The organism is Cupriavidus sp. 01L45, assembly GCF_056399885.1.
On sequence record NZ_JBFTSG010000020.1, the window covers coordinates 1 to 23,155 of the forward strand.

The following is a 23,155-nucleotide window of genomic DNA, read 5'->3' on the forward strand; positions in this document are numbered from 1 at the left end:
CCGCTGCACCGAGCCGCTGCACCGAGCAGTCGCGCTCGCCAAGGTGGATCACATGGCCCTGCGTATCCGCGAAGACCTGGATCTCCACATGGCGCGGCGCGATCACCGCGCGCTCCAGGATCAGTTGCCCGGAGCCGAAGGCGGCGCTGGCCTCGGAGCGCGCGCTGGCCAGCGCGCCGGGCAAGGCATCCGCCTCATGCACCAGGCGCATGCCGCGCCCGCCGCCGCCAGCCGCGGCCTTGACCATCAGCGGAAAACCGATCTGCGCCGCGGCCCGCAGCAGCGCTGCGTCGTCCTGCGCCTCGCCCTGGTAGCCAGGGATGCAGGGCATATCCGCATCAAGCATCAGGCGCTTGGCCTCCGCCTTGTTGCCCATGGCGCGGATCGCCTCTGCCGRCGGGCCGACGAAGACCAGCCCGGCCTGCGTCACCGCTTCGGCAAATTCGGCATTCTCGGCCAGGAAGCCGTATCCGGGGTGCACCGCATCGGCGCCGCTGCTGCGCGCCGCCTCGACGATGGCGCCGATATTCAGGTAGGACGCGCGCGGTGCGGCGTCGCCGATGCGTACCGCGCGGTCGGCGAAGGCCACGTGCGGGCTATGGCGGTCGGCCTCGGAATAGACCGCCACGGTGGCAAGGCCGAGGCGGCGCGCCGTGCGCATGATGCGCATGGCGATCTCGCCACGGTTGGCGACGAGCAAGGTGTGGAAGGGTCGGCTGGTAGCGGGCATGGTACGTCTCGGGATCGGAGTGTCGAAGTGGGCCGTTGCGGTGCGGGTTGCCCGTTTACTCAATCTTGCGTGGCGTGCGCGGCGCGTACGTCGGCGGCGTCGAAGCGCACCACCCAGGCGGCGTCGCGCTTGCCGCGAAAGGCCTGGATGCCTTCGGTGCCTTCGGTGCGCATGCATTGCGCGAACAGGCGCGAGGCCTCGTCCAGTTGCTCGCCCTGCCCCACCTGTCCGGTGCGCGCCACCAGCGCCTTGAAAGCGCGGTTGGCCTGCGGGCCGCAACGGCAGATGCGCGTCAGCCATTCGGCGAGCAGCGCATCCAGCGCGGCGCCGTCCCCGGCAAGCTGATCCACCAGTCCCAGTGCCACCGCCGTGTCGCCGCTCACGCGCTCGCCGGACAAACCAAGGCGCCGCGTGGCGGCCGCCCCGATGCGCGCCACCACGAAGGGCGCGATCTGCGCGGCGATGATGCCCAGCGAGGTCTCGGACAAGGCGAAGCGCGCGTCGGGCGTGGCCAGCACGATATCGGCCGCGCAGCTCAGGCCCATGCCGCCGCCCATGGCCGCGCCCTCCACCACCGCCACCACCGGCACGGGCAGCGCGGCCAGCCGCTGCATGAAGTAGCCGAACTCGCGATTGCGGCTGGCCACGGGATCGTCCGGCGCGGCGCCGGCATCCAGCCGCGCCTGGAAATTGCCGACGTTGCCGCCCGCGCAGAAAAAGCCGCCGGCGCCGCGCAACACCAGCGCCCGCAGCGCGGTGTCGGACTCGGCGCGCGCCACGGCATGCGCCAGCGCGGCGACCACCTCGGGCGCGAGTGCATTGCGCGTGGATGGCGCATTGAGGGTGGCGAACAGCACGCCCCGGACCTCGCGCACGATCACGGCGCTGGCGTCATTGGCGGATTCGGTATTGACGGCGTTGGTCATGGTTTGGGAGTAGCGGAAACATTGCGTGAGAAGGAAACGGCCGGCAAGCTCAGTGCTTTGCCATCAGCCCCATCTGCTTGGCGATTACCGTGAGCATCACCTCGTCGGCACCGCCGCCGATGGAGCCCAGGCGGAAATCGCGATAGGCGCGCGAGGCATGGTTGTCCCACGTGTAGCCCATGCCACCCTGGAACTGCATGCACCAGTCGGCCACCTCGCGCGAGAGGCGGCCGGCCTTGAGCTTGGCCATGGAGGCCAGCTCCACCACGTCGCCGCCGTCGATATAGGTCTTGGTTGCCATGTAGACCAGCGCGCGCAGGGCTTCCATCTCGGTCTTGAGTTCGGCCAGCTTGAACTGGATGAACTGGTTGTCGAGCAGGGGCTTGCCGAAGGCGATGCGCTGGCGCAGGTAGTCGGCGGTTTCCTCGATCAGCGCATTGCAGGCGAGGCGGCGCGCCGCGCCGTTCAGACGTTCTTCCTGGAACTGCTTCATCTGGTAGATGAAGCCCATGCCCTCCTCGCCGATGCGGTTGCGCGCCGGCACCCGCACTTCATCGAAGAAGATCTGCGCGGTGTCGGAGCACCACATGCCGAACTTCTTGATCTTTTGCACTTCCACGCCAGGCGTGCGCTTGCCGCCCTGCCTGAGCGGCACGATGATCAGCGACTTGTTCTTGTGCACCGGACCGTCGGAGGTATTGCACAGCAGGCAGATCCAGTCGGCCTGGGTGCCGTTGGTGATCCACATCTTGGAGCCGCTGATGACGTAGTCGTCGCCATCGCGCCGGGCACGCGTCTTGAGCGAGGCCACGTCGGAGCCGGCGCCGGCCTCGGATACGCCGATCGCCGCCACCGCCTCGCCGGCAATGGCCGGTGCCAGGAACTCGCGCTTGAGTTCGTCGGAGCCGAAGGCGGTCAGGGCCGGGGTGGCCATGTCGGTCTGCACGCCTACGGCCATGCCGACGCCTTGCGCGTGGACGTAGCCGAGGGCTTCGGCTGCGGCCACGGCATAGGAGAAATCCAGGCCGAGGCCGCCGTATTCGGCCGGCTTGGTGATGCCGAGGAAGCCTAGTTCGCCCATCTTCTTGAACAGCGTGTGCGCGGGGAAGATTTCGGCGGCTTCCCATTCGTCGACATGGGGGTTGATCTCGGCCGCTACGAAGCGGCGGATGCTGGCCATGATGTTGTGGTGGTCTTCGGTGTAGAGCATTATGGGTGTCTCCTTGTTCTTGGTGGTGTGGCCTGGGGGGGCTACGAAGTCAAAGGCTTAAAGGCTTAAAGGCTTAAATTCAAAGGCGGTTTCACCCCCCTGCGGGGGGCGACCTACTTTCTTGTCTTGCCAAGAAAGTAGGCAAAGAAGGCGCGCCGGATGGGGCGACACCCCCTCGGAATCCGGCGAAAAGAGCGGCCGGGACCCAAACTCGCATCGCCTTAAGGCGATACTCAAACATGGGTCCCTCTTTTCCGCTCTTTTCGCCGGATTCCGAGGCGCCCCATACGGCCTGGTACACCTACACGGCTCGCTTCGCATCGCGTGGGGGCACACACGGAGGGCGCTGGTGATCAGAACCTGGCCACGCCAAACTGCATTGCCCTCGGCGTGCGCGCCTCCGCCTCGCGTGCGGTGGCCAGTGCGAAGGCCAGCACGGCGCGGGTGTCGCGCGGGTCGATTACGCCGTCGTCCAGCAGCAGGCCGCTGGTGATGAAGGCGCTGGCCTGGCGCTCGAAGTTGGCTACGATCTCGCCGGTCTGCTGTGCCAGCCGTTCCTCGTCCACCGCTACGCCTTTGCGCTCGGCTTGCTGGCGCGCCACGATTTCCAGCGTCATGGCGGCTTGCTCTCCGCCCATCACGGCGGTGCGGGCGTTGGGCCAGGAGAAGCAGAAGCGCGGGCGGAAGCCACGGCCGCACATGCCGAAATTGCCGGCGCCGAAGGAGGCGCCGCAATAGAGGGTGATCTGCGGCACGGTGGAATTCGACAGCGCCTGGATCATCTTGGCGCCGTGCTTGATCATGCCGGCCTCTTCCGAGGCGCGGCCGACGATAAAGCCGGTGGTGTTCTGCAGGAACACGATGGGCGTGCCGCTCTGGTTGCATGCCTGGATAAACTGCGCGGCCTTGGTCGCGCCGGCCGGATCGATCGGGCCGTTGTTGCTGATGAAGCCCACCGCGTGCCCTTCGATGCGGCCGCGGCCGCACACCGTGGCCGGTCCGTAATCCGGCTTGAACGGCAACCAGGCGGAATCGTCGACGACGCGGCCGATGATCTCCAGCATATCCACAGGCTTCTTCACGTCCAGCGTCATCACGCCATCCAGTTCGCCCGCATCCAGGCGCGGCGGCTGGACGGGCTGGGGCAGGCGCGGTGCCACGGCCGGCCAGTCCAGGCTGGCCACCACATCGCGCGCCAGGGCGATGGCGTGCTCGTCGTCCTCGGCCACGAACTCCGCCAGGCCGCTGACGGTCGCGTGCAGGTCGGCGCCGCCCAGTTCCTCGTCTGTGGCGATCTCGCCGGTGGCAGCCTTGAGCAACGGCGGCCCGGCCAGGAAGGCGCGGGCACGGCCGCGTACCATCACCACGTAATCGGACAGGCCTGGCATATAGGCGCCGCCGGCGGTAGACGAGCCGTGCACCACGGTGATCACCGGCAGTCCGGCGGCGGACAACCGCGCCAGGTTGTAGAAGATGCCGCCGCCGCGCACGAACTTGTCGACGCGGTACTTGCGCAGGTTGGCCCCGGCGGACTCGACCAGATGGATAAAGGGCAGGCAATTCTCCAGCGCGATTTCCTGGCAGCGCATCAACTTGAGGTTGCCGCCTTCGGTCATGGCGCCGGCGTCGATGCCAGAGTCGGTCGCCACCACCATCGCCCGCACGCCGCGGACAAAGCCAATGCCAGCCACCAGCGAGCCTCCGGGGATGGAGGTGTCGTGGTCGGGATCGTCCATGCCGTAGCCCGCCAGGTTGGCGATTGGCAGGAAGGCGGAGGCGGGATCCAGCAGCCGGGCCAGGCGCTCGCGCGGCAGCAGCGCGCCGCGCTTGGTGAAGGCGGGGCGGGAACGTTCAGAGGCGGCGGTGGCGCGCTGCTCCAGCGCGCGCAAGCGCTCGATCAGGGCTTGCATGCCGGTGCGCTGGCTGGCGAAGGCGGGACTGGCGGAATCGATCCGGGACTCGATGGGAAGCATGGCGCTCGGCAAGGGACAAGGAATGCATCGATTGCAAACCAGGCGCCGGCGCGCGACAAGCTCAAACTCGCGATTTGTGCATAATGTGCACAACCCCGTCTTTGACGCACCTCCGGATGCCACGCCTGCCCGCCATGTCCACCCCACCCTCCCTCCTTGCCCGGCCAGCCTCCCCTCCCATGCCCGGTGTCCAGAGCCTGGAACGAGCGTTCAAACTGCTATGCCTGCTGGCCGAGCACCATGAAACCGGGCTGACTCTGCCGCAACTGGTGGCGCAGACCGGCATCGACCGCACCACCGCCCACCGCATGCTGCGTTACCTCACCCACGCCGGCTTTGCCGGGCAGGATGAACAGGGAAAGCGCTACCGGTTGGGCATGGCAGCCATGGCGATGGGCCTGCGCACCATGAACCGCTCGCCGCTGGCCAGCGCTTGCGCCACGCGCATGAAGGCGCTGGCGCGCAAGACCGGCGACACGGTGTTCCTGATCGTGCGCATTGGCGACCACGGCTACTGCATGCATGCCGAGGAAGGCAGCCACCGGGTGCAGCATTTCCACCTGCTCACGGGGAGCACGCGGCTGCTGGGACAGGGTACCGCCAGCATGGCGCTGCTGGCCAAGCTGGGCGACGAGGAAATCGCTGCGCACTTTGAGCGGCACCGTGGCGAATACGAGGGCAGCGGGCTCAGCCTGCTCAAGCTGCAGCGCGGTGTGGAACGCAGCCGTAAGCTGGGCTATGCGCTGGCGGGGGCGGGGGGCGTGGCGGGGGTAGGCTTTGCATTCGCGTTGCCGTTGGCTGGCGAGGCTGCGATCAGTATTGTCTCGACGGCTTCGCGGATGCCGGTGGCGCGGCGGCATGAGATTGGGGGAATGATCCGGGAGGCATTTGGATGACGGGGTCTCAAAAAAACACCCCCCCATCAGAGGGGATAGAAAATAAATCTGCCCCCGTGAATGCCCGGCTCTCTACGTTTTTTATGTCAGAAATTAAAATATTGTAGTGTATGACCCATACAATCTGCGCTAAAGTGCAGTGCAGCAATTCATTTTGAACATTTTTGACATTTTGCGTTTATCCAGCGGGGGCAATATCCTTGGACTCCACCTCTCCAGTGCGCCGGCGAGCCATTTCCGGGCAGCCTTCATCTCATTCACGCCGATACCGTTCGTGCCGGCTGGACACTATTCAAAGCGTCATTGACTGACACCTGCAGCGCCATCCGTGCACCGTATACATTCAACATTGACGCATATCAAATATGCATAAATACCAGGTCGAATGGCTTTGACCTGCTATTTCCTGTTTAAAAAATAACATAAGCAAATACACGCAACCCACGCGGGAGGGTTGCCCCGCCATGCCCCACAGGCAGCATGCGGGACACGTTGGATAACCCCAGCGGCACGCACGGTCGGCAGAACCGGGCGGCACGCTGCGGGAATGGGTGAATGGGGTCCCACCAAGGGATAAGGGGCAGCAATGCAGCACTCAGGGATATTCACACGCGATGAACTGGACAATTACTTTGCGTCGTACGTAGGCATGGAGGGCGGAAACCCGAGAGCCAGCGTGTGGATCTGCGACAGGAGCCCGCATCCGTGGTTCGAGCGCCTTGCCGGGCCATTGCGGCCGCGCACGGAACCCCGTGCATGGGATGACGCGTTTCGCGCGAAACACCGGGTCGATATGGGCAAGTGGCTCAACCACCAGCGCATTGCGCGCATCATGGCCGCGGCCCGCGCCGAGGCGCTGGGTATCCGGCTCGATGACAACGACTGGAAAGAATACTTCCGGGACCAGCTCTACGCACCGGACGGCGCGGAGTTCAAGCTGAACCTGTTTCCCCTGCCGATGCAACTCGATGGCCTGACGCCCTGGTCAAAGGTATTTCGCGGCCAGGCTGAACTCGTGCCCAAGGAACGCTACCTGGAACTGTGCCGGCATGGCGGGCGATTCCGCTTCCTGCGGACACTCTGCACGTACTGGCGGCCAAAGGTAGTCATCTGCATCGGCCATCGCCAGACCGACGACTTCGTGCGGGCTTTCGGGCTCGACGAAGCTGCTGGGGAGGTCCGGCAGCTACAGCCGGCAGACCAGGTAAGACTCCTGCACGTCTTCGTCAGGGATGGCACCACATGGATCCTGTGCCCCGCCCTGGCCGGCAGCGCCGGACTGACTTCGGACGTGCAGCTCAATGCGTTCGGCAAGCTGCTTGGCGCGAGTCTTGAGGCTAGCGACTTCGATAGCTTTCCGGCGCCTGCCAGCGGTCCGGAAAGATTCCTGGAGAGCCATAACGCATTGCAGGTCGGACGCGCGGCCAGCGGGCTTCCCCGAGGCGGATACCCTGCCCGGAAGAATTCCCATGCAGATCCCTCCCCCAACCAGAACCAAGCCTTATGTGCTCCCCCACTACTGAACGCTTGAGGACCGGATAAGGGCCCGCTGGCGTGATCGGATAGTACAGGGCGTGTGACGATGGCCTCATCGCGACCGGAGCGGACGTACCGCCTGCGGCTCACGACCCACGAAAATGCGCGACGGCAGGACGAACCCCCGCAACGCCAGCATTTCCAGCGGACCCTGGCCGATCTCGGTGCGCATCTCGTAGCGGATTGGATAGACCATGTCCTCGGCCACCGGCAATCGCGCGTTGCGGGTCGTCATGCTGTCCAGGTTCTCGGCGGTTTGGCCCGGGCTGGTGACCGGATTGTCACGCGGACCGGCTGATGGCCCCGTCGTGTCCGGAACGGCCCGCCAGGTCAGCTGGTAGGTCGCGACGTTCGGCGGTTCGATGTGCGCCCGTTCCAGCATCCGCACCAGTCCCCACCGGCCACCGAACTCATAGCTCTTGTTGGTGCCGGCGCGCTCGGTCTGCCATTGCAGCCGGGTTCCGACGTCCTGGAGACTGTTCCCCCTTCAATCACACTGCCGCAAATAAAAAAAACGCTAAAATCACCAATCGCCAAACCATCAGGCGATCGCACTGCATGCGAGGCCGCCGGACCCCCCCCTTCCCCTGGCCATCATCGGCAGTGCCGCAAATAACAAACAATCTAGCGAAGGGAGCGGTCATTGTGGGAATGACGGGTCATGAATTGCGTAGCATGCTGGCAAGCCTGGCATGCGGGATGAGCCTCCTTGCGTCCGGCAGCCTGCTGGCGCAGGGCAGCGACAGCAAGGAAAAGGAGATGGAGGCGGCCTGGCAGGCTGCGCAGTCCAGCGCCCAGGCAGGTCCGGCCACGGTACAACTGGGCGAACAGGCCACGCTGAAGCTGCCTGCCAGGGAAGTCTTCATTCCCCAGCCGGCCGCCGGCAAGCTCATGCACGCCATGGGCAACCTTACCGACGAGCGCCTGCTTGGCCTGGTGCTGCCCACCGGCGACGACGACTGGATGGTGGTAGCCAAGTACGAGCCCTCGGGCTACATCCGCGACGACGACGCCAAGGACTGGAATGTCGACGACCTCTTCAAATCGCTCAAGGAAGGCACGGAAGCCGCCAACGAGGAGCGCGAGAAGCACGGCATCCGCGGGCTTGAGATCGTCGGCTGGGTGGAGCGGCCCCACTATGAGGCGGCCAGCCATCGGCTGATCTGGTCGATGTCGGCACGCGAGAAGGGCCAGCCGGCCGATGCCCCCCAGTCCGTCAACTACAACACCTATGCGCTCGGGCGGGAAGGCTACGTCAGCCTGAACCTGATCACCGCGCGCGACCAGGTCGACACCAACAAGCCCGTGGTGCGCACGTTGCTGTCCAATCTCGACTTCGCCGAGGGCAAGGCCTATGCGGACTTCAATTCCAGCACCGACAAAGTGGCGGAATACGGGCTGGCCGCGCTGATCGGCGGGGTAGCGGCGAAGAAGCTGGGCCTGCTGGCCGTCCTGGCGGCGTTCTTCGCCAAGTTCGCCAAGGTGATCATGCTGGCAGTGGCGGGCATCGGCTATTCCGCCACCAAGTGGTTCAGGCGCAAGCCGTCCGGTCCTGCACAGCCGAAGTGAAGGCGCATTCCTCCTCCCCGGCTACGGAGTTGTACCGATGACCAAGCTGCTGCTCCTGCTCCTGGGCGGCCTGAAGATGGGCAAGCTGCTGACCACGGGCGGCACCATGCTGCTGTCGATCGGGGCCTACGCGCTGATCTTCGGCTGGCGCTATGCCGTCGGCTTCGTGCTGCTGATCTTTGTCCACGAGATGGGCCATTTCCTGGCCGCGCGCCACCGCGGGCTGGCCGTGGGCGCGCCCACCTTCATTCCATTCGTCGGGGCCTGGGTCGAACTCAAGGACCAGCCGGTCGACGTCGAGACCGAGGCCTATATCGGGCTGGCGGGGCCGGTGGTCGGCACCCTGGGCGCCCTGGCCTGCTATTACATTGGCCGCAGCACCGGCAGCGGACTGATGCTCGCGCTGGCCTATGCCGGCTTCTTTATCAACCTGTTCAACCTGATCCCGCTTTCGCCGTTCGATGGCGGCCGCGTCACCGCGTTGCTGTCGCCGCGCATCTGGTTCCTTGGCGTGCCGGTGCTGGTGGCGATGTTCCTGTGGCGCCCCAGCCCGATCCTGATCCTGGTGGCGCTGCTGGCGGCCCCGCAGTTGCTCAAGGCCTGGCGCTACGATCCGCAGGCCCCGGAGAACCGCGCCTATTACACCATCAGCGCGGAAATGCGCCTGACCTATACGCTGTACTACCTCGGGCTGGTGGCGTTCCTGGCGGTCATGACACATGACCTGCACGGCATGCTGGGCAGCATCCGTGCCGGCAGCATGGCCACCTGACGCCGGCGAAGGCGCCCGAACCCAATTCAACCTGAATACCAAGGCAATGAGAAGCAAATCGTTTTACCTGAAGGGCGCAGTGCTGTTGGCTGTGGCATCCATTCCCGCCATGACGCTGGCGCGCGACTATCGCCAGCCGGGCACGCTCGGCGAAGGCACGCAGGTGCACCGGTTCGTGCTGCGCGATCCGGCTACCGGCCAGGCCATGCCCGAAGCCCGCTACCGGCTGTTCCTGCCCGGCCAGCGGATCGCCGGCGTCTTCCCCAAGTCGAACGAGCAGGACAGCGTGATCTTCGGCGTCACCGACAAGCAGGGCAACACGGTATCCGTGCGCATGCCCAAGCGGCACGCCAAGGAAAAATGGATCCTCAACCCGATCGTCGGCGAAGGCGATTTCGGCGAATCGTTCTCGTTGCACGGCGAGAGCAGCAATGATCCCATAGCAGGCATGACCTACATACTCGACCTCGACGACGGGTACCTGTTCTGCAACCGGACGGATAGCCACGGCTATACCTACTATGCGCAAAGCCACAAGGCACGGACGATCAGCCTCGACTACACGTATACCGGACTGCAAGCGGGCGAATTCGCGTGGTGCAGGCGCGAGTCCGACGCCATCACCGCCCTGCCGGCCGGCGCCGGGCCGGCGGCCGTCTTCCGGCAGATGCTGGCAAGCTACGAGGCTGGCAAGAATGAAATCGGCGCGGACTTCCAGGCGCGTATCCGGCGCAAGCTGATCGACCTGTCGATCGCTGGCCGGGACGACAAGCAACTGGACATCGCGCTCGGCCTGGCGCCCCTGCCAAAAGACAGCCTGAACGAGGTCGGCTACGCGCTGGTCGATGCCAACTGGATGGTCGGACGCGGCATGGCGATGATCGACGAGGCCCTCGCCGACGCGCCGGGCAACCCTTACGTGCTGGACAGCAAGGGCTGGGCGCTGTTCCGCCTGGGCCAGCCCGCGCAGGCGCTGACCTACCTCGAACAATCCCTGGCCGCGTATGGCGAAGGCACCGAAGGCAACCTGGGCGCCCGGGTGGAAGGCCTGGCGCACAAGGGCGAGGTGCTGATGCAATTGCAGCGGCAGGACGAAGCGCGCGCCGCCTTTGTCGCGGCGCACGAACTGGCCCCGGACGACGAGAAGCTGCTGCGCACGCTGGCGCGGCTAGAGGTGGCATTGCCGTAACGGCTGCGCACTGGCGGCGGCCGCCTGCGGCTCAGCCCGGCTGGTGTTCCTTGAACCTGGCCAGCGCAATGGCCAGCGCGGCGCTGCCGATGGTCTTGACCAGCGTGGGATGCTGCGCGTAGAAACCGGCGATCTGGTCGATCACGCCCGGATGGGCCTGCTCGGCATGGGCGGCGATCTCCTGCACCTGTGCCGGGGTGAGCTGGCTGGCCTGCGCCGGAGTGACCTGGGTCGCGCCAGGCTGCAGCAGATTGCCCAGCGCACCGCCCGCCGCGCCGGCCAGCGCCGCCGGGCCCAGTGTGGCAAGCAACTGGTTGAGCAGGCCCGCCTGCTGCGCACCGTTGGACTGGCCGAACAGTTCGCCCACCATATTGCCGAAGGCCGGCGTCTGGTCGGAGCGGAAGGCGCCGGCCAGCAATTGGCCGAGCGCGCCCTCAGGCGCGTTCTGCGCGACGTGGTCTACCTGCTGCTCGGGATTACCGCCCAGGGCGGTAGCTGCAGACTGCAAAAAATCCATCAGGCTCATGATCGGGTTCCGTGTTCCGTTGCGGGTGTTGCTTGCTGGTATCTGGCTTTCGGGGCGTGGCGTTGCGGCTCAGCGCTTGCTGATTAGGTGGTAGCCCAGCAACAGGATCACCGCACCCACCACGGCGCCGATAAAGCCGGCGGATTGCCCTGGGCGATACCAGTGCAGGGCCTGCCCGAGAAAGGTCGCGGCCAGCGCGCCGCCGATACCCAGCGCGGAGGTCAGGAAGAACCCGCTAGGGCCATTGCCGGGGGTGATGGCGCGCGCCACAAGCCCGGCCAGGAAGCCGATGAGAATAGTCCAGATCAGGTGCATGGCGTCAGGAGAAATAGGAAAAGGGCGCGCCCCCGGAAGAGCGCGCCCTGAAACGCCGCATTACTGCGCGGCGGACTTGGCCGGCGTGGCGGCCTTGGTGTGCTTGGTGGCTTGTGTCTTGTTGCTCTTGTGCGCGCTCTTTTCCACCTTGGTGGGCGCCTTGGGCGCATCGGCGGCCGGGGCCTGGGCGAAGGCACCGGCAGCGAAGAGTCCGAGGGTCAGGATGGCGAGAACCTTCTTCATGTCTATCTCCAGGTGAGGCGCGCTTCGTTGCGCGTTGCCTGTAAAAACGGGCCGGGGCCTGGGCGTGTTGACAGCCGGTACGCAGCGCCGTGTAACAGTTCGTATCCGGCGCTGCGCCGGCGTACTCGTGCCGGCTTACTCAGGATACTTGCGCCGGAATGCGCAGGGTCTGTCCCGGATAGATCTTGTCGGGATCGCTCAGCATGGGACGGTTGGCCTCGAAGATTTCCGGGTAGCGCGAACCATTGCCTGCCCAGCAGCTTCTCGCCTGCGTCCTTGATGAAATCCAGCACACCCATTGTGTTCTCCGAGCGAGTCAAAAAGATTGGCGGGCAAGGGCTGGCGCCCGGCCCGACAGGTGGGGAGACTAGCGCAAGGGCTCCGCAAAAAGCATGGCAGTGACAATCGTTTGCAATCGGCGCCTGCGGCATAATGCGGGCAGAAAAAGTAATAGCATCGCGAAAAACAACAAGAACACAAACAGGACGACAACCCTCCGATGACCGCTACCGCATCCGGCAAGACCAGGCTCGACTGGACCACGCTTGGCCTGCTGACGTTTCCGCCATTGAGCTGGGCCGGCAACGCCATCGTCGGCCACTACGCCGCCGGCGCCATCCCGCCGATCACGCTGAACTTTGCCCGCTGGGCGATGGCCGGGCTGCTGCTGGCGCCCTACGTATGGCGGAGTGTGCGCGAGCATGCCACGACACTGAAGCGGCACGCCGGCGTGATCGCCGCCATGGGCATGCTCTCCGTCTCCGTATACAACGCCATGCAGTACCTGGCGCTGACCACGTCCTCGCCAATCAATGTCACGCTGATCGGCGCCTCCGCGCCCATCTTCCTGCTGATCATCGGCGCGCTCTTCTTTCACGAACGTGTGCGCGGCTGGCATGTGGCGGGCGCCCTGCTCTGCCTGGCAGGCGTGGGCGTGGTGATGCTGCGCGGGGATCTCGGGCGGCTGGCGCAGCTGGACTTCGTGGCCGGCGACCTGTTCATGCTGGCGGGCACGATTACCTGGAGCGCCTATACGTGGCTGCTGCGCAAGAAGCGTCCGGACTTGCCGCTGGCGGTGCTGTTGTTCGCGCAGATCGTGGCGGGTGTGCTGGCCAGCGTGCCATTCGTGGCGTGGGAGTTGCTGGCCGCGCCGGCGGCGATTCAATGGAATGGGAAGGCGGCCGGCATCTTGCTCTATGTGGCGACGATTCCGTCGCTGCTGGCCTACTTTGCGTGGGACCGGGCGATTGCGCGAGCGGGGGCGCAGTTGCCGGTGTTTTTCTTTACGCTTACGCCTGTGTTTGCCGCGCTGATGTCGACTGCTTTGCTGGGGGACTGGCCGCGGTGGTTTCATGCTGTCGGGCTGGCGGCTATTGTGGCGGGGATTTGGATTGCCAATCGGCGGTGACGGGATTTTAGGGTTTCTGGCTGCTGGCGCAGAGTGGGCGTTTTTTGGCGGGGTTTTATTGCTTCTAGCTGCTGGCGCGGCTGTACGGGGTTGGCCGTTTACGCACACGGAGGTGTCACTTTTCTTTACTCGCCCTCCATGTCAGGATACTTGTCGCCTCCGTTTCCTTAGTGAAGCAAAATGGAGGGCGGTGTGCGAATAGGTGATGACACGATATGCAACCGGCCGCTAAGCGAAGCGGAGTTGTCGGAGTACTGCCGCGCAAAGGGCATCCAGGCGGAGCAGATTCAGCAATGGCGTGAGGCGTGCGAGCAGGCCAATGCGGCTACGCCCGTCAAGCGAACGCTGGCGCAGCGGCGGGACGACGAAGCGGCGCGCAGGCGAGTGCGTGAGCTGGAACGCGAGCTCAAGCGCAAGAATGCGGCGCTTGCGGAGACGGCGGCACTGCTGGTCTTGCAAAAAAAAGCCGCAGCGATCTGGGGACGGGACGAGGAAGACTGATCAGCACCCCGGATCGCTTGGAAGCCATAGAGTTGATCGATGAAGCGGTGAGTGCCGGGGCCCGGCAGGAGAAGGCCTGCGAGGCGCTTGGTTTGACCGAGCGGACCTTGCAGCGCTGGCGGCACGCCCCCGCCGACGGGCGGCTGGAAGCGTGTCGCGAGGCACCGGCTAACAAGTTCAGCGAAGCAGAACGGCAGGCGGTGCTGAGGGCGGCGAACCAGCCAAGTTACGCGAGCCTGACGCCGCACCAGATCGTGCCAAAGCTGGCGGATGAGGGCATCTACGTGGGATCGGTATCGACGATCTACCGGGTGCTGCATGAAGCGGGACAAAGCCGTCGGCGTGGCCGCAGCAAGGCCCCGTGCACGCGCCCGCCGACGACGCATCGGGCCACGGGTCCGAACCAGGTGTGGTGTTGGGACATCACCTGGCTGCCGACCACGGTCAAGGGCAAGTTCTTCTACTGGTACATGATGAAGGACATCTACAGCCGCAAGCTGGTAGCCAACGAGGTGCATGAGAGCCAGACGGCTGAGCACGCCAGCCGCCTGCTGATGCACGGCTGYTTGCGGGAGCAAACGGCAGGTCGTCCGCTGGTACTGCATTCGGACAACGGCAAGGCCATGAAAGGGGCCACCATGCTGGCAGCGATGTATGACCTAGGCGTGGTGCCGTCCTATAGCCGGCCTAGGGTGAGCAACGACAACGCCTATGCCGAAGCGTTGTTCCGTACGGCGAAGTACTGCCCGATGTGGCCGGAGCGCCCGTTCGATAGCCTGGAACAAGCGCGTGACTGGGTGTTGCGCTTCGTGCGCTGGTACAACGACGAGCACCGACACAGCGGCCTGAAATACGTCACGCCAARCCAGCGGCATCAGGGCAARGCTACCGCACTGTTGGCGCAGAGAACGGCGCTGTATGAAGCCGCGCGCGCCCGGAATCCGCAGCGTTGGAGCGCGGGCATCCGCAACTGGGAACTCCCAGATGCGGTGTACCTGAACCCGGAGCGAGCGCAGAAAAACGCAGAGAATTACAAGCAAGCAGCGTAACGGCTGAGGCGACAACTACCTTGACACACGCCGCACTCAGCCCCCCGCCGCCCGACCAGCAGCCCACCTCCCCCTCAATCCTTATTCGGATGCGTCATTTCAATCGGCACAATCCACCGCGCATATTCCTCCTCCGTCAGATAACCAAGCGCCAGCGCCGCCCCCTTGAGCGTCAGCCCTTCCTTATGCGCCTTCTTGGCAATCGCCGCCGCCTTGTCATACCCGATATGGCGATTCAGCGCCGTCACCAGCATCAGGTTCTTGTCGAGGTTCTCCGCGATCTTCGGCAGGTTCGGCTCGATGCCGATCGCGCAGTGATCGTTGAACGCGAGGCAGGAGTCGGCGATCAGCTCGATGCTTTCCAGCACGTTGTGGACCATCACCGGCTTGTACACGTTGAGCTGGAAATTGCCCTGGCTGCCGGCGAAGGCCACCGTCGCATCGTTGCCGAACACTTGCGCGCACACCATGGTCATCGCTTCGCACTGGGTCGGATTGACCTTGCCCGGCATGATCGAGGAGCCCGGTTCGTTTTCCGGGATGTTGAGTTCACCAATGCCGCAGCGCGGGCCGGAGGCCAGCCAGCGTACGTCGTTCGCCATCTTCATCAGGCCGCCGGAGAGCGTGCGCAGCGCGGCGGAGGTTTGCACCAGCGCATCGTGCGCGGAGAGGGCGAAGAATTTGTTCGGCGCGTCGACAAACGGATGGCCGGTGAGCGTGGCAATGTGGGCCGCGGCGCGCGCGCCGAATTGCGGATGCGCGTTCAGCCCGGTGCCGACCGCCGTGCCGCCGATGGCCAGTTCCAGCAGGCCCGGCTGCGCTGTCTTGACGGCGTTCAGGCCAAAATCGATCTGCGCGACCCAGGCGCTGATTTCCTGCCCCAGCGTAATCGGCGTGGCGTCCTGCAAATGCGTGCGGCCCGTCTTGACGATGTCCTGGTAGGCCTGCGCCTTGGCGGCCAGCGTATCGCGCAGGGCGCTCACCGCCGGGAACAGCTTGGTGTGGATCTGCTCGACCACGGCGATGTGCATGGCGGTCGGGAACGTGTCGTTGGAGCTCTGGCCGCGGTTCACGTGGTCGTTCGAATGCACCGGCTTCTTGCTGCCGAGTTCGCCGCCGGCAAGCTCGATGGCCCGGTTGGAGATCACCTCGTTGGCGTTCATGTTCGATTGCGTGCCGGACCCCGTCTGGAACACCACCAGCGGGAAATGATCGTCCAGCTTGCCGGCGATGACCTCGTCGGCCGCCTGCACGATCAGGCGGGCCAGGTCGTCAGGCAGCTCGCCCAGCTCGGCGTTCGCCTCGGCCGCCGCGCGCTTGAGGATGCCCAGCGCGCGAATGACCGGCCGCTGCCAGCGGAAGCGGCTGACGCCGATCGGGAAATTGATGGTGGAGCGCTGCGTCTGCGCGCCCCAGTAGCGATCCGCGGGTACGTCGATGGCGCCCATCGAGTCGGTTTCGGAACGGAATGCGGGCATGGGGATCACTCTCCAAACAAGACTACGTCAATGATGGCCCCGGCGCGGTGCCTGCGGCAGGCACCTTGCATCGGGTCGCGATAAACGCCAGCGCTGTCCTGCCGAGGGATCGTCCGCTCTTGGGTGTCCATGGCGAACTCCGGCCCGGCGTGCGGTGGCTGAAGTACGGGAGGCCGTGAGCCGTAATGGTCTCCCCTTTTGTGGAGGCGGCCCCGGCGCATACGTTGCCGCACCCGCCGCGAGCCAGGCTGAACGATATCCCAGCCGCCGGCCGCGGGCAATGAATCCCGACTAACCGGAGGGGTTCGTGCCGGGGGCCGCCCGGCAGGCCGGCGCGCTCATGCCGGCGCCGGCGCGGTATCGTGCACGGCAATCCCCTCGATGGGATCCATGACCCCGCGCCAGGGCGCGAGCCCGATGGCCCGCCTGGCATCCGCATGGCCTACGCTCCAGCGCGCTTCGATACCGCTCGCGGTGAAATCGATGTCCTTGGAAAGATCCTGGCCCCCGAACGGCGGCGCATTCAGTTCCACCACGTGCATGGTGGTATGGCAGCCCCAGCCCAGCAACTCCTTGACCGCGGCCGATTGCCGTTCGGGCTCCGGAATGTACTTGGCCAGCTCGCGAATCACATGGCGCAGCCGGTGCAGTTGCCTCTGCCGCGCCAGTTGGGTCTCCGCCCGGCTCGCATACTGGATGTCCCGTTGCCGGCCCATGGCGTCCCACAGCGTCTGCGGTTCCGGCCCTCGCACCGGCCATAGCTGCACGGTAAAGATGACTGAACTGCGGCGCGGATAATCATCGAGCACGGCTTCAAGCGGCGTGTTCGAGCAGATACCGCCGTCCCAATAGGCCTCGCCTTCGATACACACGGCCGGGAACCCTGGCGGGAATGCCGCGGATGCCATCACGTGCTCAAGGCTGACGGCGATATCGCGGTTGGTGAAGTAATGCATCTGCCCGCTGCACACATTGACCGTGCCCACGGTCAGCCGCGTGTGCTTCTGGTTCAGGTAAGGAAAATCCACGAGCGAAAGGAGCGTCTCGCGCAACGGGTCGGTCGAATAGAATCCGGCCCGTTCGACGCCAAGCTGCGCATGCAGGCCGAACCACGCGCCGGGATTGGGCACGAAAAAGTTGGGGATGCCCTGCATGACCGTGGCGAGGTCCGCGAGCTTGTTGTCGGCTCCGGGTAAGAGACTGGTCATCTCGAACGGACCACGCCGGGCAACCTGCTCCCAGAACTGCCGCAGCCGGGAAAGCCGGTCCGCGGCCTTGTTGCCGGCGATGATCGCGCCATTGATCGCCCCGATCGACGTGCCAATGACCCAGTCCGGTTCGATGCCCGCCTCGTGCAGCGCCTGGTAGACGCCGCCCTGGTAGGCACCAAGCGCTCCACCGCCTTGCAGCACAAGCACTACCTGTCCCGGCAATGCCGGGCCGGATGGCTCCGGGATGCCTTGCCCGCCTTCATCGGCCCGCGCCTCGGTATCCATGGCTTTCCCCTTTTGACAGGCCACTTCGTGATGGCATCGGACAGGGTACTGGCGATCTCGCACGGCCCGTTGCCGTGCCTGGCTGACTATGAAGCCTAGCACTTTGCCTCGATCTTTCCAGCGACAACTTCCCGGGCCGTCCGGGTGTTCACGGGTGCTCCCCGGGCCAGGTTCACCGGCCCGGGACATGCACGTGATTGGACCGGTACAATCGGCACGCCCGCCGAGCGCAGCGAGAATCCCAGGGAACCACCGGATGGCCCTGGCCGACGCCAGAAAAAGTGAACTTCAAGTACCCGCGTCTTTCGCGGCCGGCCGCTGCGCGGCGGTATTTTCTTTTCTTGAGTACTGAGTCAGGGGATAGCAATGGAAGAGTCGAAACCGGCAGACCAGGTTGAACAGTCGGCACAACTGCATGACATCTACACGGAACCCTCCGATCTGGATGTCGACACGCTAAGCAATCTCGGGCCGCTGACAGGCATGGCCGGTATCTGGCAAGGCACGCGTGGGCTGGACGTCAAGCCCAAGGTGGATGGACCGCGAAAGCAGGCGTTCGTCGAGCGAATCGAGCTTCAGCCGGTCGACCCCCAGACCAACGGGCCACAACTGTTCTATGGTTTGCGCTATCACACGCATATCACCAAGCCGGATCAGGTGAAGACGTATCACGAACAAGTGGGTTACTGGCTTTGGGAGCCTGCTACCGGGAACATCATCCACACGCTTACGATTCCACGCGGCCAGACCGTCATGGCCATGGGCAAGGCATCCGCCGACGCGAAGGCGTTCGAACTGGTTGCAACGAAGGGATCCAGCACCGCCGGCATCAGCTCCAATCCCTTTCTCGAACTCGCGTTCGACACGGTCGAGTTCCGTATCAAAGTGACCATCAACGAGAACGGAACGTGGTCCTACGACGAGGACACGGTTCTCATGATCCGCGGCAAGACAGAACCGTTCCACCACACCGACCGCAATACGCTGACCAAGATCGGAGAACCCACGCCGAATCCGTTAGCCCGCAAATAGTTTGCTGGCGACAAACCCGCCCTGACAGGCGCCCAGGCGCGGGACAAGGTTGCCTTGCCGCGCACGCTGGGCGGCGGCGTCATGGCTGCGGCACCGCGCGCATGACCTGGCCGAGCAGTCCGAGCAGTTCCCGCGCTATGCCGGCAACGATGGCTTCCATCGCCTCCCCCGGCCCGAACACGGCGCGCACGCCAATGTCCCGCAGTTGCCTGACGTGGCCGGCGGGGATCACGCCGCCGGCAAACACCGGGGCGCGCAGCCCGCGCTGGCGCAGCGCGTCGACCAGGCGGGGCAGCAGGTCCAGGTGGGCGCCGGCGAGCGTGGAGACGCCCAAGGCGTCGAAGCCGCCCTGCGCGGCCACCGCGGCGGCTTCCTCCGGCGCCTGGAACAGCGGGCCCAGCGTGACGGCAAAACCGGCGTCGGCGAGCGCCGCCGCCACCGCCTTCGCGCCACGGTCGTGGCCGTCCTGTCCCAGCTTGGCAAGCAGCATCCTTGGCGGGCGGCCCAGGCACGCGTGCAGCTTGCGGACCTGCGCGCAGGCGGCTTCCCAGGCCGGCGCCGCGTCGCGCGCGGCGGCGTAGGCCCCCGCCGCGTAGGCCGGGACCATCGTGTAGCGCGGCCACGCCTGCTCCAGCGCGCGCGTGCACTCGCCAACTGTCGCCCGGCAGCGGACGGCGTCCATGGTCAGGGCCAGCAGGTTGCCCTGCCCGCTGCGCGCCGCCTTCGTCAGCGCGTACAGGGCCTGTGCCACGGCCTCGCCGTCACGCCCCGCCCTCAGCGCCGCCAGCCGCTCGCGCTGATGCGCCCGCACCTGCCGTCCGTCAATCTCCAGGCAGGCCGGCGCCTCCCCGGCCGCCGCCTGGTAGCGGTTGACGCCAACGATGACGCGCTTGCCGCCATCGATATCCGCCTGCGTCCGCAGGGCGGCGCGATGGATCAGCCCATGCACCCAGCCGGACTCGATGGCCGCCAGCACGCCGCCACACGCGGCAATCTCCGCCATCAGCGCGCGCACCTGCCCGGCAACCTGCGCGGTCAGCGACTCCATCATGTAGGAACCGGCCCAGGGGTCGGCGATATCGCACAGGCCCATCTCGTGCTGCAGGATCCGTTGCGTGTCCCGCGCCAGCCTGGCCGAATCGGCACTGGGCAGCGCCAGCGCTTCATCGTACGCATTGGTGTGCAGCGACTGCGTGCCGCCGAACACCGCCGCCATCGCCTCCACGGTGGTGCGAACGATGTTGTTCTCGGGCTGCTTCGCCGTCAGCGACCATCCCGAAGTCTGGCAGTGCGTGCGCAGCGTGGTGGCCCGGTCCGTAGTGCCGCCGAGGCCACGGACGATTTCGCACCACAGCAGACGCGCGGCGCGCAGCTTGGCAATCTCGGTGAAGAAGTCCGTGCCCACGCCGAAGAAGAAACTCAGCCGTCCGCAGAAATCATCCACATCCAGCCCGCGCGCGCGGATCTGCCTGACGTACTCCTCGCCGTTGGCCAGCGTCAGCGCCAGTTCCAGCACCGGGTCCGCCCCGGCCTCCTGAAAGTGGTAGCCGGAGATCGACATGCCGTTGAACCTGGGCACATGCCGCACCAGGTAGGCCACCACATCCGCGCAGATCCGCATCGACGGCCCGGGCGCGAAGATCCAGGTGTTGCGGACCATGTACTCCTTGAGGATGTCGTTCTGGATGGTTCCGCTCAGTTGCCCGAGGGGGATGCCAGCCTCTTCCGCCGTCACCAGGAAAGCCGCCAGCACCGGCAGCACGGCCCCGCTCATCGTCATCGACACCGAGACACGGTCCAGCGCGATGCCGTCGAACAGGCGCTTCATGTCCTCCACCGAATCGATCGCCACGCCGGCCATGCCGACGTCCGCCTGTGCCAGCGCATGGTCCGAGTCGTAGCCGCGATGGGTCGGCAGGTCGAAGGCGACCGACAAACCCTGCGCGCCCTGCTCCAGCGCCTGGCGAAACGCCAGGTTGGAGGCGGTGGCATCGGCAAAGCCCGCGTACTGCCGGATGGTCCACGGCTTGCCCGCATACATCGAACGATGGGGGCCGCGCACGAACGGCGCCTCACCCGGCAGGCTGCCGAGGTGCGCCAGCCCCTCCAGGTCGGCGGCGGTATAAACGGTCTTGCGCGGCACCGCGCGTGCCGTGTCCGGCGGCTCTGCGCCAATGCTCATCGCACTCTCCATCGCTTGCGCGTCACCACGTCGGCAATCTTCTCGCCATCGCTGCCGCGCCGGATCTCGCACCAGTGCGCAAGACCGTCCGGCCGGATATCCACGGCGGAGAACGACAACTCCAGCGCTTCGCCGAGGTTGACGTTGCCGTGGAAGAACAGGTCCCGCGCCGCTACCGTCGGCGGCTCCTCGAAACGCTGCCATTGCCACTCGGCACGATCGACAATGGCCTGGAAGTTGGCGAAGTAAAGCAGGTCCGCGCCGTTGAAGTCGCCATAGGGGCAAGGCAGGTACTCGGCCGTGTACCGGCCATGGTGCCGGGTCTGCTCCAGGCCAAGATGCCCGCCCCAGTCTCCCGCGCGAAAGCGCTTGGCCAGCGCGGCCATTTCCACCGCCGCTGCCGGCGGCGGCCCATCCACAGGCATGTTGAACGCGGCCCTGACCACCGAGCGGTTGTCCCGCTCGCGCTGGCGCCGGATAAAGGTGGATACCATCGATACCTGCGCGCGCCTGGCGCCAGAGCCATCGCCTTCCAGCATCAGTTCGTGCGAGCTGAAATGCCGTGCGCCGGCCACCCGCATCAACCGCGTGTCCACGGAGAATGCCGCGTTCTCGCCAAGCGCTTCGAGCGAGGCCTCCCGCAACCGGATCGCGGTGAAGGCCGCGTAAGCCTTGTTGCCTTCCGCGTCCCTGAACTCCGGCAGGGCCTGGCCGGACAGCTCCGCCAGGCCCTGCCAGTGCAGGTCGCCGCACGCCTTGAGCAGCCAGTTCTCCGACAGGCCGGTATAGGACAGGTTCGGCATGCCGGCGACATAGCTTGTGCGCGCGTCAAACATGTCAGGCCGCCAGTGCTTGCGCGCCGAGCTTTTCGCTGACTATTGCCGCCAGGTATTCGGCATCGCGGGCGATGCCGGAAAAGCGCCCGGAGCCCCAGGTGTGCAGCCACGGCAAGCCAAGGAAGTACAGGCCATCCTGCGCCGTCACGCCGCGCACGTGGCCAGGATAGCCGCGCCCATTGAAGACAGGTGCCTCCAGCCAGCTGAAATCCGGGCGGAAGCCGATGCACCAGACAATGGCGCCGATGCCGGCCTCGGCTAGGTCCAGTGCCCAGCGTTCCTCGCCCGGCGTCCATACCGGCGCATACGTGCTGGCGGCCGGCGCGGCGATGCCGTGCTTGTCGATGAACTTGTCGATGCTGGCGTTGATGCGGTTGTACGTGTCGTCCGCATCGTCGAGGTTGGCTTTCAGGTTCGGCGTGAAGCGCAGCTTGCCGTCATGGAAGTCTTCCAGCGCGCCAAACAGTTCCATGCCTTCGGTGGCGAACTTGCGCAGGTCGATATCGCGCCCGCCATCGCGGCCGGTCACGTAGTGATTGGTGTTGTCGCGCACGCCTTCGCGCAGCGGATGCTCCTGCACCGGCATGTCGTAGTACTGCATGTCGGCCAGCCAGTCCACCACGTCCCGGCCACGGTAGAAGCGCGCGCAGCGCGGGGCCTGGCCGACAGCCAGGAACACCTTGCGGCCCGCCAGGTGCAGGTCCTCCGCGATCTGCGCGCCGGACTGGCCGGAGCCCACCACCAGCACGCCGCCTTCCGGCAAGGCCTGCGGGCTGCGGTACTCGGAGGACTGGAGCTGCCGGATGCCGGCGGGCAGGCGCTCCGCCATGCGCGGCACGATCGGCGTGTGATAGCCGCCCGAGGCCACCACCACCTGCCCGGCGGTGAAGTCGCCCTGCGAAGTGGAGACAAGGTAGCCACCCCGCTCCAGCGGCTTCACGCGACGGACCTCGGTATGCTCCAGCACCGGTGCGTTCACCATGCCGATAAAGCCATCGAGATAGGCGGTGATCTCGTCCTTCTTCATGAAGCCGTGCGGGTCATCGCCCTGGTAGGGATAGCCCGGCAAGGCGCACTGCCAGTTCGGCGTGACCAGGCAAAAGGCATCCCAGCGCTGGCTGCGCCAGGTGTGGGTGACGGTGTGCTTCTCCAGCACAAGATGGTCGATGCCGGCCTGCTTGAGGTAGTAGCTCATGGACAGGCCGGCCTGGCCGCCGCCCACCACGATGACGCTGTAGTGTTTGGGGGAGGTAGCCAGGGATTCGCTGTGGGTGTCAGACATGATGCG

General features: G+C 65.7%; 21 protein-coding genes and 2 pseudogenes. 9 read left to right on the top strand and 14 right to left on the bottom strand.

Annotated elements, in window-relative coordinates:
* The 4 genes from AC1DT6_RS15610 to AC1DT6_RS15625 form a co-directional block, all read right to left on the bottom strand.
* Positions 1-730: biotin carboxylase N-terminal domain-containing protein (locus AC1DT6_RS15610; RefSeq protein WP_477114765.1), on the bottom strand; the 730-nt coding region annotated here is incomplete at its 3' end.
* A gap of 59 nt (positions 731-789) precedes the next feature.
* Complete coding sequence (locus AC1DT6_RS15615) at positions 790-1,656, bottom strand: enoyl-CoA hydratase/isomerase family protein (RefSeq protein ID WP_441629394.1); 867 nt, start codon at positions 1,654-1,656, stop codon at positions 790-792.
* Positions 1,657-1,705: 49 nt separating this feature from the next.
* Positions 1,706-2,866, bottom strand: coding sequence for an acyl-CoA dehydrogenase family protein (locus AC1DT6_RS15620; protein WP_441629395.1), 1,161 nt, complete (start codon positions 2,864-2,866; stop codon positions 1,706-1,708).
* 353 nt (positions 2,867-3,219) lie between these two features.
* Entirely contained in the window at positions 3,220-4,839 is a 1,620-nt protein-coding gene (locus tag AC1DT6_RS15625; RefSeq protein WP_441629396.1) for an acyl-CoA carboxylase subunit beta, read from the bottom strand.
* A gap of 179 nt (positions 4,840-5,018) precedes the next feature.
* Between AC1DT6_RS15625 and AC1DT6_RS15630 the strand changes: the two genes are divergently transcribed.
* Positions 5,019-5,735 carry an IclR family transcriptional regulator gene (locus AC1DT6_RS15630; protein WP_441629397.1) on the top strand — a complete coding sequence of 239 codons (717 nt, stop codon included), beginning with the start codon at positions 5,019-5,021 and terminating at the stop codon, positions 5,733-5,735.
* Between the two features lie 676 nt (positions 5,736-6,411).
* The gene (locus AC1DT6_RS15635) at positions 6,412-7,266 is read left to right on the top strand and encodes an XpsR family transcriptional regulator (RefSeq protein WP_441629398.1); all 855 of its coding nucleotides are present in this window, start codon (positions 6,412-6,414) and stop codon (positions 7,264-7,266) included.
* Positions 7,267-7,323: 57 nt separating this feature from the next.
* On the opposite strand, the pseudogene AC1DT6_RS15640 reads toward AC1DT6_RS15635, so the two are convergent.
* Positions 7,324-7,752: pseudogene (locus AC1DT6_RS15640) on the bottom strand (type VI secretion IcmF C-terminal domain-containing protein); the annotation flags it as partial.
* Positions 7,753-7,922: 170 nt separating this feature from the next.
* Here AC1DT6_RS15640 and AC1DT6_RS15645 point away from each other — a divergent pair.
* The 3 genes from AC1DT6_RS15645 to AC1DT6_RS15655 are packed head-to-tail and all read left to right on the top strand — an operon-like array spanning position 7,923 to position 10,801.
* Entirely contained in the window at positions 7,923-8,840 is a 918-nt protein-coding gene (locus tag AC1DT6_RS15645) for a DUF2167 domain-containing protein (RefSeq protein WP_441629399.1), read from the top strand.
* Between the two features lie 37 nt (positions 8,841-8,877).
* Positions 8,878-9,612, top strand: a complete 735-nt coding sequence (locus AC1DT6_RS15650) for a site-2 protease family protein (protein WP_441629400.1) — start codon at positions 8,878-8,880, stop codon at positions 9,610-9,612.
* 46 nt (positions 9,613-9,658) lie between these two features.
* Positions 9,659-10,801, top strand: coding sequence for a tetratricopeptide repeat protein (locus tag AC1DT6_RS15655; protein ID WP_441629401.1), 1,143 nt, complete (start codon positions 9,659-9,661; stop codon positions 10,799-10,801).
* A gap of 31 nt (positions 10,802-10,832) precedes the next feature.
* Here AC1DT6_RS15655 and AC1DT6_RS15660 read toward each other — a convergent pair whose 3' ends face one another.
* The 4 genes and pseudogenes from AC1DT6_RS15660 to AC1DT6_RS15675 form a co-directional block, all read right to left on the bottom strand.
* Entirely contained in the window at positions 10,833-11,327 is a 495-nt protein-coding gene (locus AC1DT6_RS15660) for a hypothetical protein (RefSeq protein ID WP_441629402.1), read from the bottom strand.
* 69 nt (positions 11,328-11,396) lie between these two features.
* Positions 11,397-11,642, bottom strand: coding sequence for a GlsB/YeaQ/YmgE family stress response membrane protein (locus tag AC1DT6_RS15665; protein WP_035863526.1), 246 nt, complete (start codon positions 11,640-11,642; stop codon positions 11,397-11,399).
* Between the two features lie 60 nt (positions 11,643-11,702).
* Positions 11,703-11,885, bottom strand: a complete 183-nt coding sequence (locus tag AC1DT6_RS15670) for a hypothetical protein (RefSeq protein ID WP_035863528.1) — start codon at positions 11,883-11,885, stop codon at positions 11,703-11,705.
* Between the two features lie 139 nt (positions 11,886-12,024).
* A pseudogene (locus tag AC1DT6_RS15675) lies at positions 12,025-12,132 on the bottom strand (LysM peptidoglycan-binding domain-containing protein); the annotation flags it as partial.
* Positions 12,133-12,384: 252 nt separating this feature from the next.
* Here AC1DT6_RS15675 and AC1DT6_RS15680 point away from each other — a divergent pair.
* From AC1DT6_RS15680 to AC1DT6_RS15690, 3 genes are all read left to right on the top strand, one after another.
* The gene (locus AC1DT6_RS15680) at positions 12,385-13,293 is read left to right on the top strand and encodes a DMT family transporter (protein ID WP_441629403.1); all 909 of its coding nucleotides are present in this window, start codon (positions 12,385-12,387) and stop codon (positions 13,291-13,293) included.
* A 192-nt stretch (positions 13,294-13,485) separates the two neighbouring features.
* Positions 13,486-13,794: a hypothetical protein gene (locus AC1DT6_RS15685; RefSeq protein ID WP_477114766.1), complete on the top strand. Its 309-nt coding sequence runs from the start codon at positions 13,486-13,488 to the stop codon at positions 13,792-13,794.
* Complete coding sequence (locus AC1DT6_RS15690; RefSeq protein WP_477114777.1) at positions 13,794-14,843, top strand: IS3 family transposase; 1,050 nt, start codon at positions 13,794-13,796, stop codon at positions 14,841-14,843. Before AC1DT6_RS15685 ends, AC1DT6_RS15690 begins: the two co-directional genes overlap by 1 nt.
* 74 nt (positions 14,844-14,917) lie before the next feature.
* Here the strand turns inward: AC1DT6_RS15690 and fumC are convergent, their stop codons facing one another.
* Together fumC and AC1DT6_RS15700 are read right to left on the bottom strand one after the other, a co-directional pair.
* Entirely contained in the window at positions 14,918-16,321 is a 1,404-nt protein-coding gene (gene fumC, locus AC1DT6_RS15695) for a class II fumarate hydratase (protein WP_441625692.1), read from the bottom strand.
* A gap of 338 nt (positions 16,322-16,659) precedes the next feature.
* Positions 16,660-17,817 (bottom strand): patatin-like phospholipase family protein, encoded by a 1,158-nt coding sequence (locus AC1DT6_RS15700; RefSeq protein ID WP_441625694.1) that lies wholly within the window; start codon positions 17,815-17,817, stop codon positions 16,660-16,662.
* Positions 17,818-18,183: 366 nt separating this feature from the next.
* Between AC1DT6_RS15700 and AC1DT6_RS15705 the strand changes: the two genes are divergently transcribed.
* Entirely contained in the window at positions 18,184-18,849 is a 666-nt protein-coding gene (locus AC1DT6_RS15705; RefSeq protein ID WP_441625696.1) for an FABP family protein, read from the top strand.
* 79 nt (positions 18,850-18,928) lie between these two features.
* Here AC1DT6_RS15705 and scpA read toward each other — a convergent pair whose 3' ends face one another.
* From scpA to AC1DT6_RS15720, 3 genes are read right to left on the bottom strand one after another with little or no spacing between them, the layout of a single operon-like run.
* Positions 18,929-21,031: a methylmalonyl-CoA mutase gene (gene scpA, locus AC1DT6_RS15710; RefSeq protein WP_441625698.1), complete on the bottom strand. Its 2,103-nt coding sequence runs from the start codon at positions 21,029-21,031 to the stop codon at positions 18,929-18,931.
* Positions 21,028-21,867, bottom strand: coding sequence for a Pnap_2097 family protein (locus AC1DT6_RS15715; protein ID WP_441625700.1), 840 nt, complete (start codon positions 21,865-21,867; stop codon positions 21,028-21,030). Before AC1DT6_RS15715 ends, scpA begins: the two co-directional genes overlap by 4 nt.
* Position 21,868: 1 nt before the next feature.
* Entirely contained in the window at positions 21,869-23,149 is a 1,281-nt protein-coding gene (locus AC1DT6_RS15720; protein ID WP_441625702.1) for an MSMEG_0569 family flavin-dependent oxidoreductase, read from the bottom strand.
* Positions 23,150-23,155 lie beyond the last annotated feature (6 nt).